This is a genomic window from Microcoleus harperi Pol14_C6 (assembly GCF_036701295.1).
Lineage (GTDB): Bacteria > Cyanobacteriota > Cyanobacteriia > Cyanobacteriales > Microcoleaceae > Microcoleus.
In genome coordinates this window covers 48,107-58,520 of sequence record NZ_JAUBQN010000041.1, presented here as the reverse complement: position 1 = coordinate 58,520, position 10,414 = coordinate 48,107, and the positions used below count along the sequence as shown (strand labels likewise).

Annotated in this window: 10 protein-coding genes and 1 pseudogene; 5 read left to right on the top strand and 6 right to left on the bottom strand. The window is 45.9% G+C overall.

Annotated features, from left to right (window positions below; all coding sequences use genetic code 11):
* Positions 1 to 73 precede the first annotated feature (73 nt).
* Positions 74 to 935: pseudogene (tnpC, locus tag QUA27_RS22570) on the top strand (IS66 family transposase); the annotation flags it as partial.
* Positions 936 to 945: 10 nt separating this feature from the next.
* On the opposite strand, the gene QUA27_RS22565 reads toward tnpC, so the two are convergent.
* From QUA27_RS22565 to leuB, 3 genes are all read right to left on the bottom strand, one after another.
* On the bottom strand, positions 946 to 1,050 hold the full coding sequence (locus QUA27_RS22565) for a helix-turn-helix transcriptional regulator (RefSeq protein WP_333070684.1): 105 nt from the start codon (positions 1,048 to 1,050) through the stop codon (positions 946 to 948).
* Between the two features lie 18 nt (positions 1,051 to 1,068).
* Positions 1,069 to 1,284, bottom strand: coding sequence for a hypothetical protein (locus tag QUA27_RS22560; protein ID WP_333070682.1), 216 nt, complete (start codon positions 1,282 to 1,284; stop codon positions 1,069 to 1,071).
* 98 nt (positions 1,285 to 1,382) lie between these two features.
* Positions 1,383 to 2,468, bottom strand: coding sequence for a 3-isopropylmalate dehydrogenase (leuB, locus tag QUA27_RS22555; RefSeq protein WP_333070679.1), 1,086 nt, complete (start codon positions 2,466 to 2,468; stop codon positions 1,383 to 1,385).
* A gap of 211 nt (positions 2,469 to 2,679) precedes the next feature.
* On the opposite strand from leuB, the gene QUA27_RS22550 reads away from it, so the two are divergent.
* Entirely contained in the window at positions 2,680 to 3,885 is a 1,206-nt protein-coding gene (locus QUA27_RS22550) for a DUF4336 domain-containing protein (RefSeq protein WP_333070678.1), read from the top strand.
* Positions 3,886 to 3,969: 84 nt separating this feature from the next.
* Here QUA27_RS22550 and QUA27_RS22545 read toward each other — a convergent pair whose 3' ends face one another.
* Together QUA27_RS22545 and QUA27_RS22540 are read right to left on the bottom strand one after the other, a co-directional pair.
* Positions 3,970 to 5,286, bottom strand: a complete 1,317-nt coding sequence (locus QUA27_RS22545; RefSeq protein WP_333070676.1) for a hypothetical protein — start codon at positions 5,284 to 5,286, stop codon at positions 3,970 to 3,972.
* A 7-nt stretch (positions 5,287 to 5,293) separates the two neighbouring features.
* Positions 5,294 to 5,962: a response regulator gene (locus tag QUA27_RS22540; RefSeq protein ID WP_333070674.1), complete on the bottom strand. Its 669-nt coding sequence runs from the start codon at positions 5,960 to 5,962 to the stop codon at positions 5,294 to 5,296.
* Positions 5,963 to 6,192: 230 nt separating this feature from the next.
* Here QUA27_RS22540 and QUA27_RS22535 point away from each other — a divergent pair, with 230 nt between their 5' ends.
* The 3 genes from QUA27_RS22535 to QUA27_RS22525 all read left to right on the top strand — a co-directional run bounded on the left by QUA27_RS22535 (position 6,193) and on the right by QUA27_RS22525 (position 9,079).
* Positions 6,193 to 6,669, top strand: a complete 477-nt coding sequence (locus tag QUA27_RS22535) for a peptidoglycan-binding domain-containing protein (RefSeq protein WP_333070672.1) — start codon at positions 6,193 to 6,195, stop codon at positions 6,667 to 6,669.
* 227 nt (positions 6,670 to 6,896) lie between these two features.
* Complete coding sequence (locus tag QUA27_RS22530) at positions 6,897 to 8,507, top strand: sulfatase-like hydrolase/transferase (protein ID WP_333070671.1); 1,611 nt, start codon at positions 6,897 to 6,899, stop codon at positions 8,505 to 8,507.
* 269 nt (positions 8,508 to 8,776) lie between these two features.
* Entirely contained in the window at positions 8,777 to 9,079 is a 303-nt protein-coding gene (locus QUA27_RS22525; protein WP_333070669.1) for a hypothetical protein, read from the top strand.
* Between the two features lie 413 nt (positions 9,080 to 9,492).
* Here the strand turns inward: QUA27_RS22525 and QUA27_RS22520 are convergent, their stop codons facing one another.
* Positions 9,493 to 9,753 carry a transposase gene (locus QUA27_RS22520; RefSeq protein ID WP_333070668.1) on the bottom strand — a complete coding sequence of 87 codons (261 nt, stop codon included), beginning with the start codon at positions 9,751 to 9,753 and terminating at the stop codon, positions 9,493 to 9,495.
* Positions 9,754 to 10,414 lie beyond the last annotated feature (661 nt).

Below are 10,414 nucleotides of genomic sequence, written 5' to 3'. Positions count from 1 at the left end.
TCAGATAGCACTCAGTTTTTTCGCTTCTGTGCTTTATTGCGTAAGCATCCCTATTTAAAAACTGTCCGGAGTATTGTTGTGGGAGCTGGGAAAAATAGAAATAGGAGTGGGAACTTTAGTAGCCACGAATGAAAGAATAGATAGCGCAGTAACTCAAAGTATTGACCGGCTCAAAAAGTGGGTCAAACAAACCTAGCCCAATATCCATGCGGATGAAACACCTTGGGCAGTCAAAAGGGTAAAAGAATGGTTATGGATTTTTGCCAATACCGACTTCGCTTTATTTCATGCTGGTGATACTCGTTCTTGCTCCGAATTAGAAGTAATTATGGGTGCAAGCTATACAGGTGTCCTCAGTTCGGATGACTATAGCCTTTATAATGATTATTCAGTCACAGCACAACAGAAATGTCTAGCGCATTTACGCCCTCATTTCAAAAAGCTGAGCAAGTTACCAGGTTTAAATAATCAGGAGATTGGCGTCAAATTTATCGATTTGATCGATGAAGGCTTTCAGAACTATGCTTTATACCAAAAAACTCTCTTGATTGACGAGTTCTGGAGTTGAGCATCAGAGTTTAAATTAAAAATTGAATCTGCACTCTTAACTTGGTTTGAGCGAGCCGGAGTCCAAGGAAGTAAACTGTTACGTTCCTTGCTCCATAAAGCCGATCAATGGTGGTATTTTCTCAATCACCCAGAGATTCCACCAGATAATAATTTAGCCGAACGAACGTTACGTTTAGCAGTTACAAAAAGAAAAGTTAGTGGCGGTTCCCGTTCAATGTCACGGTTCCAAGATACTGCCAATTTATTGACAGTTATATAAACTTGCCGTCGTCAAAGACGTTCTGTCCGCCGAGTTTTTTGAGCAAGCTATCAAAGCGAGGGTTAATCCTGCTGTGCAGACCCCATCTTTAATACCCCTGGTTTAGACCTGAATCCTTACGTTTGTTCTAGATACAGCTTTGGAATATGTCTACCCGCTTCCCAATTTTTCACAGTGGTTAGACTCACGTCCAATTCATCCGCAACTTGCTGCTGCGTCAATTAGCAGCCTATGCTGGTCTAACTCAAGCGCGATCGCACTTCTGGAACTTCAGTTAAAGGCAAAATTCGTTTGTTTTGTACCGGAAACGTCCGACGAAAAAAGGCGTTGTATCTGCAGGAGGTAGTGGCGATGCCCTGCAACCCGTTACTCAAAGCGACTCGCTGTGCGATTATGGGCTCGTGGAAAGGTGAAAATGCAGGTGATTGATGCAATGATATCGGAAGTTGCTGCATTTGGCCTTTGGGATTTTAAAATCCCAAAAGCCTTTGGATCTCAATTATTTGAACGCTACCCCTTGACAGGTCAAGACAGTACCTACAAAATAAATAGATCAACCTTGCAAAACTTCAATTAAAGTATCGCCCATTTCCCGACAGCCGACGAGTTTCATGCCTTCCGACATGATATCACCAGTGCGATAACCTCGATCCAAAACTTCGACAACTGCTTGCTCGATTTTATTAGCAGCTTCCGGTTGATTTAAGGCGTAACGTAACATCATTGCCGCGCTTAAAACTTGGGCGATGGGATTGGCTTTATCTTGTCCGGCGATGTCTGGTGCGGAACCGTGCACTGGTTCAAAAACCCCCGGCCCGGTTGCTCCCAAACTAGCAGAAGGCAGCATCCCAATACTACCAGTTAGCATCGCCGCCGCATCGGAAAGAATGTCGCCGAATAAATTGCCGGTGACAATTGTATCGAACTGTTTCGGCCAGCGAATTAACTGCATTGCTGCGTTGTCAACATAGAGGTGAGAAAGTTCGACATCAGGGTATTCTGAAGAAAGGGCAATAATACGATCGCGCCACAGTTGCGAAACATCCAAAACATTCGCTTTATCAACGGAACACAGCCTTTTTCCCCGCTTCCTAGCCGTCTCAAAAGCGACTCGCCCGATTCTGTCAATTTCCGACTCGGTGTAAGCCATCGTATTAACACCGCGTTTTTCGCCTGTTTCCGTCTCAAAAATACCTTTCGGTTTGCCGAAATAAATGCCGCCTGTGAGTTCGCGGATGACCATAATATCCACGCCTTCGACAACTTCCCGTTTCAAACTAGAAGCATCAACCAATTGCGGTAAAATAGTCGCCGGACGCAAATTTGCAAACAATCCCAATCCGGCGCGCAGTCCTAATAATCCCGTTTCCGGCCGCTGTTCGCGGGGCAAATTATCCCACTTGTAACCGCCAATTGCTGCTAACAATACTGCATCGCAATCGCGGCATTTTAAGAGTGTTTCTTCGGGTAGCGGATTGCCTGTTGCGTCAATAGCAGCACCACCGATTAAAGCTTCTTGAAATTCAAAGCCGATGTCCAATTGTTGGCCGACAAGTTTCAGGACATCTACCGCCACAGCGATAATTTCAGGGCCGATGCCGTCTCCTGGTAAAAGAGTGATGCGGTAGTTTTGAGTCATATCTACTAAATTGAGAAATTTTTGCGAGCTTATCATTGTATCAGGACCAGTCAGCTAAAAATTCATTCTTTATCTCTTAGTCCGCAGAGGCAGACTTCGTTTGACTCTGAAGCGGTTTCAACCGCCGATTGATAAAGACGATAACTTAATCTATAACTAACAATAGTTCGATCGCACGCACGTACAAAAAAATCGGCAAGGAGTCGCACCAGTGGCAGAGGGCGAAGGCATACCAACATCAGCACAGATTGATTCTAGGGACTATTCTTGGGCCTTTTGGCCAGTCGTCCCCCTCTATCCCTACAGCAAGCGGCGCACCATCCGCAAGGAAATAGTTAAGGATACAATCTGGACTTTTGACCAACTACAAGGCATTTTTTACGTTGTCGTGCCGATTCGGATGACAGTAATTAAACTAGAACCCGAAGGCCTTCTCGTCTACGCCCCCGTTGCACCCACTCCTGAGTGCATCCGCTTGGTAAAAGAGTTAGTAGCAGAGCACGGCGAGGTGAAGTACATCCTGCTGACAACGGTTTCGGGCATCGAGCACAAAGTTTTTGTCGGCCCCTTTGCGAGGTGTTTTCCCGAAGCGCAGGTGTTTGTCGCCCCGCAGCAGTGGAGTTTCCCGGTGAATTTGCCGCTGAGTTGGCTGGGTTTGCCGGCGAAACGCACGTCTGTACTGCCCTTGGACAGCAGCAACACCCCGTTAGCCGATCAATTTGACTGGGCAATTCTCGGCCCCCTCAACCTGGGTTTGGGCAAATTTGCTGAAGTTGCGTTATTTCACAGGCGATCGCGCACGCTGATGCTAACAGATTCCGTGGTTTCCATTCCCGAAAATCCGCCGGCGATCGTCCAACTCGACTCGTACCCGCTGCTGTTTCACGCCAAAGACAGCGCCTCGGACACCGTGGCAGACACCCACGAAAATCGGCGCAAAGGGTGGCAGAGAATCGCCTTATTTGCCATGTATTTTAGCCCCAGCGTGCTGGAAGTGCCACCGTGGTCGGAGGTATTGGCCAGCGCGCGCCAAGCGCCAGAACGCTCTAGGAAAGCTTATTTCGGGTTGTATCCGTTCAAGTGGAAAACAGATTGGGTGCGATCGTTTGAGGCTTTGCGGGGAGGGGGGCGGTTGTTTGTGGCGCCGATTTTGCAGACATTGATTCTCAACCGCGCGCCCAGGGAAACTCTCGATTGGGTGGATAAAGTGGCGAGTTGGGATTTTCAAAGGATTGTACCTTGTCACTTCGATAGTGCGATCGACTCCCGGCCGCGTGAATTTCGCCAAGCATTCTCGTTTCTGGAAAAACACTCGCCTGTTAATTCTTTACCCGAAGACGATTTTAAATTGCTCAGGCAGATTGATGCGGGTTTGAATAAAACCGGTTTGGTTCCACCTGCCAAAGAAAAGGTTTAATCTTACATCGTGCACCATTGTTAAGAACAGGACAGTTTGCCCTAACTTGGGCCATAAGTAAAACCCAATCCAATTCAACAATAGCTATGACTTCACTAACCAAGAAAGTTCGCAAATCACCCCTCCCTTGGGCAAAGATTCTCGTCGAAACTGTCCCCCCAATCGTTGAGCCAAAATGTGAGAGTGCTTTGTTCCCTGTTGTCCTTGTTCGGGTTTAAGTCCAGGGCCATTGTCTTGCACCTTGAGAACATATTGCCCCTGCTGATGTTCTCCCGTCACGACAATTCGAGTTGTTCCAAGAGCGTGTTTCCCCACGTTACATAAAGCTTCCTCTAACCACAAACAGAAATCCCGCTTTCTCTCCAAGGTGAGGTTAGTTTGCTCGATGGGGGCGAAATTTCGCACTTTGACTTGAATGGTCTGGAAATAAGGCAAATTGCGCTTCAAAGTAATGGCATAAACTTCATACAATAAATTATGCAGGGGGCGGTTGAGATCGATACAAGTGCCTTCCCCCAGACGGAGAGTTTGTTCGGAATTAGGGGGTTCTAGGCTGGTTAAAACGGCTGCGGAGTGTTGCTCTGAATCCGCTTCATCGGTGAGACTGCGCCCCACTGCCCGGATCTCTGCATTCAGGCTATGCAAGCGTTGGAACAATTGTTGAGATGGCATCTGTTCTTGCTGCATATCCCGCAGGAGGAGAGCTAAGGTTTGCAAAGGACCATTGTGGATTTGCGTGAAGGCTTGTTCCATTGCCTGCTGACGAATCGCCTGTCGCTCGACAATTTGAGCATAGTACTGGAGACGCTCGGTATATAAGCCCTGGACGATATCTTGGACGCGGTTATAAAACAGAATGAGGAGAATTTGTATCCCCATTGTTGGACCGAGGGAGATGAATAAATCCAATCCTCGCGAAGTGCGAAGTTCTTGCGGGTGCAGCAGCAAATAGGTGAGAATTGGGGCAGCGATCGCAATCCAAGCGATGAGAGTTGCAATAACCAATTGCTGGCGGCGACGCAGGGCGATCAGCATCACCAGTGTCAACACGAACAACGCTGGTGTTACGGGGGGCAGACTACCTACGAGGGTTGTGTCCGATGAGACGATCGCTTGTAGGGTATACAACCAACTGGGAACCACTACGAACAGTACCCCTGCTAATAAAGCCAGATTTATCACTTGTTGCAAGCTCTCTGGTTTTTTGTAAAGACGAATCAGTAAAATCAGGCAGGCGATCGCCAACAACGGAGGTGTAATTAGATAAATGGTACGAGGGTGTGGTTGCAGTCGGTGCAGAAATGTAGCAATAGTTGCGCCAACCGTCGCCAAACTCAACATTGCCAGCACGACTCGGCGCTTTAAAATTAAAATATTGTATGGCTCATTAACCGTAGACATTGCTCGTTTAATCAATTAATCCAATTTTACGGGCACGAATTTGGGTTTGTGCCCGCATATTTTTACCTTCTTCCGGGTAGATTGACAGTGCATCCTGAATCTTAGACCAATAGTGGCGAATCATCCGTTCGGACTTGTGCATGGTTTGGGCGATAGCTTTATCCTGAAGTCCCTCCTCAAAAGCGAGTCGCATTACCTCCAACCATTCGGGTTTCACTTCCAAGTCGGTTTGCAGGTCTTTGGTATGGGTTAACCCTTGGATAGCCCACTCCATCCGGGTCAGGAAGGTATCTATTGCCACGCTTTTGTCTGCGATCGTAAATCCGCCCTGATGATTGTCAATTTCAGGCATGATGCGAACTAATGCCTTGACATTACTGCTTTGCACCATCAGGTTTAGCTGGGGATAATCCTGCATCAAGACCTTGAGCAACCCCAATCCCTGCTCAACATTGGCAGCCGTTCCTGATATCTCTGGAAGGGACAAATCCACAATCGCCAGGTCAGGCAAATCCTTTCTCACTTCGGTTAGAGTGTCCTGGACGGTTTGGCAAGAGCGGATTTGCGCCCTAGGAAAGCGATCGCCAACCAGACTAATCGTTCCATTGAGAAGCAGGCGATGGTCATCAACAATCAGAATCTCTACTTGCTGTTCTTGGGTGGAGTTATGGGACATTACCTATACCTGACGCAACAATTCGATCTTACGCCCGCGAGAGACGCTTACAGCCCCTAGCAATTAATCCTGGAAAGGCGAGGCCCTATCAGCTCATTACCGAAAAGTGCAATGCTAATGACCGAAAATACCAACTCAACTTGTCTGAAACTACCAATGCTTTTGCCTTCCTAGTTTTTCGATACTGGAATCATCAAAGAAAACACACATCGATTTCAGGAAATAAAACGATGAAAGCTTACACCACCTTAAGCAAAGGTAGCAACAATAGCGACGTTAAATACCTGCAAGAACAACTCAATCTTTTCTACCACAGCTCTATTACTGTTGATGGCTACTTCGGCGATATTACTGAAGAATACGTCAAGAAATTTCAAGCCGATTGCAGCGTAAAAGTTGATGGCATAGTTTGGTCACAAACTTGGAGTTACCTCGACGCCATTGTCCCTTATTCCCAGAAGCAGCACTCCACCTTGAGCCAAAGCTCTAGCAACAATCCTTCGGAAGTGAAATATCTACAGGCGCGGCTCAATCAAGCCAAAAGACAAGGGAAATCAGGGACAATGACGATTGCTGTAGATGGCAACTTTGGCAATACAACCGCGACGCGAGTGAAACAATTTCAATCCGATTTCCATTTAAGTGCTGATGGCATTGTTGGCAATAAGACCTGGACAATTCTAGAAGACGCGCTCTTAAAAAGCTAACACGGCTGACAAAGCAATTACTAATGCCTAGCCAGGGTAAAGTCTGATTAGACTTCACCGGACAAAATTCTTATGTTTCGTAAAATTAAATCAAGATGATGAAAAGACGAACATTTCTATCAGCAACAGGTTTGACAGGAGCTGCGCTACTTGGGTCTCAGCTTCTGAATAAATCAGACACTCCGGCAATTGCACAAACATCGAGATATAAAAAGCCCAATATCCTTGTGATTGTCGTAGACCAACTACGCACTCCCCAATGGTTTCCAGCACAAGCCACTCTCGACAAATATCTACCCGCGATCGCAAAATTGCGGAAGAGTTCAGTCAACTTCACAAGATACTATACAGCAGCAACAGCCTGTACTGCCGCTCGCGGCACATTGGTGACAGGTTTATACTCCCACCAAACGTTTGTGATGGATACACATTTGAATGATGGTGAGGGTGGTAGGAATAGTGTACTCATTAAAGCGCCAGCGCCAAGCCTTAACGCTGGCTTCCCTACCTGGGGAAAACTGTTGCGAGAGAACTTTGGTTACAGTACCTGGTGGTTTGGTAAATGGCATTTATCCACCGGAGATTCCCTAGAACCCTACGGATTTAGTGGCGGAACTTATCCTTCCCCCAATGGTAATCCCGGAGAAGGTTTAGAAGTAGACCCTTATATTGTCAAAGGCGGTACGCCTCCTCAAGGAATTAAATCCACCGAACAGTTTACCGAGTGGCTCAATTCCAACGAAGCCAGAAATACTCCTTGGTGTACGACCATCAGCTTAATCAACCCCCATGACATTTCTTGGTACCCCCAAGGAACGAAGGACATACCCGCAGAAAGCAACCCGCCAAGTGTCTTCAAAGATAAAATTCCCAACTTTGAAAACCCCATCGGGTTAGCGAAAAAGCCCCGCTTGCAAGAAGCATTCCGCCGAGCAGCAAACTTAGGGGCTGGCTACTTACCGCCAAAATTCGGAGAACCCTGGCTGAAACTGTTGGATTCATACCTACTATTCCAACAATTTGTGGACGCTGAAATAGGGAAAGCACTTGATATGTTAGAAAAATCCCCATTTGCCCAAAATACGATCGTCGTGTTTACCTCAGACCACGGCGAGTATGGCGGTTCTCACGGGTTGCGCGGTAAAAGTGGTGGTGTTTATGAAGAATCAATTAACGTTCCTCTTTACATCAAAGACCCAACTAAACAGTGGGTTTCCACCCCAGGAACAGAACGGACACAACTTTGCTCTAGCGTAGATATTGTTCCCTTGTTACTTACCCTCGCTAGTGGAGATAATAGATGGCGTACCCAACGGGCATTTTCACATTTAAAGACACGCTTGGATATTGCCCAAATCCTGCGCCAACCAAATGCGTCAGGTCGCCCTTACATTCTTCATACGACAGATGAACTGATCTTAGATTTGTTGGGCGCTTTGCTACTCGCCGGCGATGCTCCAAATCATGTGATTGGATATCGCACAGACAAAGCGAAACTAGGAGCTTATAACTTCTGGCGTTCTGGCACCATCGATATTCAAACCAAAGGTATGGAAGCAGAACTTTACAACTACAGTACAGCTAGAGGAAAGCAGGAATTAGATAACGTCAGGAACTCTGAACTTAGATTGTACTCTCAACTGGTGAGCCATCTCTTTAACGACGCTATTCCTAATGAGTTGCGTAAACCTCTACCTACACCAGAACTGCAAGCCGTGCAACAACAAGCCTTAAAAGACTATTTGTCCTTTGCCAACCAGACAACCCAGACAAAAAGCAGGCTGGATAAAACAGATGAACAACTCCTGGCGTTAAATGCTGCAATTGCTAATTTGTAGCTTCGCGCTACATAGAGCGAAAAATTTTTGGGAGCCTGAAATCGGCGGTGCGGTATAAAAACCCCATGTCTGATTCCGAGGCCACTGTTAAACCCCATCAATTTTGGCTTTAAGCGCTGATGGAATTGTTAGGAATAATACCTAGTCAGTTCTAGAATAAGCACTCCGGAAAAGTTAATAAGGCTGACTTAGAAATTCCTAATTTAAGCCAGGTGAAGTCTGGTTAGACTTCACCTTTTTTTGGATGAAGCAGGGAAGGAGGAAGACTAATGGATAAGATAACTCTTGTGTCCAGCCTAATTATGTTTGGTACAGCGGGATTAATTGCGTGCGTTGTCTATCATGGACATTGTTGGTGGCGACGAATGCGTTGTTTGGAACAACAACTGCTAACACAGCAACAGTTAATAGAGCTGCTTGAGGCAGAAATTCACAATGGTGCCTTACAAAGGCTGGCGTTCTTGATCAGAGAGCTTCAGATTCATGAGTTGTCCCAACAAGAGTTACTCCAACATTTACGCTCTGTTTATCAAGATGTTCAGGCTGCTCTTTCTGCTGACAAATCCCACTAATTTAAGATGGCTTTAACAGCCATTCTCTGTTGAATTGCGTAGATTGGCTCATAGACATTCGCTCCACTTTCTTAACCGGTCACGACTGGAGCTTCTCAAGCCACAGCAAACCTGATAGCAATCAAGGGTTTGGGCGATTAACCTGCAAAGGCAAGACCCTATCAAGTTGATTACCGAAAAGTGCAATGCTGATGACCGAAAATACCAACTCAACTTGTCTGAAACTACCAATAATTGTTGTGGCCTAAGTTTTCCATACTGGAATCATCAATACATAAGTCATCGGCCACTAATGATTAATTAGGATGCGTAAAAAATGGCTAATGATAACAAGGGAACTCAAAACTTGCCTCAGCCCAAATTTTCCACAAAAACAGCACTTGTGGAGATAGCAGATACAGCACTTCCGGATGTTATGAGGTACAGTAGCAGCAATTAGTAAACCAGTTTTTGAGATGGTTGGGATTCATTAAGTCAAGAGCCACAGCAATTATGGTGTCAACCATTTTAGTAATAGTGGGTAAAAACTGTCGCAACAAAGATTTAAGCCCAGACCACCATAATTCAATCCGATTAAAATCAGGAGAGTAGGGGGACACACACAAGATGGAAGCAGCCAACACGACAATCATAGGCTTAATAGAAGCTAGTTTATGAGCGGGGAAATTATCCATAACTACTAATGCTCCCGACCACAATCATGGGAGCCAACATTTCTCTATAAATACTTCACTTGGCCGCGCCATCGAGCTATCTATTGCCAGTAATACCACTACTATAAGAGATACTAATTGCACCAATTACTGGGAGGTTTTCCCCTCGATAAAAAGGTTTGACTACCTGGGATCTAGTTCCTTCGAGCCTGCATGAGTTCGTATTCAACCTAGCAAGACTCCAGTCTCATCTAGAAATACGCTTGCTTTTTAGCTCAATATCCTTGACTTTTTCCCAATACTCTAACTTTAATTTCATCACTCTTTTTGTCCCTGCTTGGCTACTCCTGAGAGTTTTTTTTCGATTTCATCCCGACTTCTGTAACGTGCTACACATTGCTGTTTTACCCACCCAATTTCCTGTTGTGTGGGCAAATAGCTCACACAACTCTACGCTTGGTTGCATCAGGATGTGCTGTCACTATTTCTCGCGCTTTCTGTTTCGGCATTATTCAAATGGCTATACCTCGGTTTGCCTGTGGGTTGTGGCTGTACATTTCCCTCTATTTTTTGTGGTTTTACAAGCTTTTGAACTAAGCTTTTACTCACAGCAAATATTGCTGCTGTTGTTCGGATAGACAGCTTTTGCTCGCTTATGTGCTGCTACTTTTTTTTCGCAAAT

What these genes read in the sequence shown, in the direction of transcription:
- QUA27_RS22535 (WP_333070672.1), top strand. Translation starts at nt 6,193, where the DNA reads ATGAAAGCTTACACCACCTTAAGCAAAGGTAGCAACAATAGCGACGTT.
- QUA27_RS22525 (WP_333070669.1), top strand. Translation starts at nt 8,777, where the DNA reads ATGGATAAGATAACTCTTGTGTCCAGCCTAATTATGTTTGGTACAGCG.
- QUA27_RS22560 (WP_333070682.1), bottom strand. Translation starts at nt 1,284, where the DNA reads ATGCAGCAACTTCCGATATCATTGCATCAATCACCTGCATTTTCACCT.
- leuB (WP_333070679.1), bottom strand. Translation starts at nt 2,468, where the DNA reads ATGACTCAAAACTACCGCATCACTCTTTTACCAGGAGACGGCATCGGC.
- QUA27_RS22545 (WP_333070676.1), bottom strand. Translation starts at nt 5,286, where the DNA reads ATGTCTACGGTTAATGAGCCATACAATATTTTAATTTTAAAGCGCCGA.
- QUA27_RS22520 (WP_333070668.1), bottom strand. Translation starts at nt 9,753, where the DNA reads ATGGATAATTTCCCCGCTCATAAACTAGCTTCTATTAAGCCTATGATT.
- QUA27_RS22540 (WP_333070674.1), bottom strand. Translation starts at nt 5,962, where the DNA reads ATGTCCCATAACTCCACCCAAGAACAGCAAGTAGAGATTCTGATTGTT.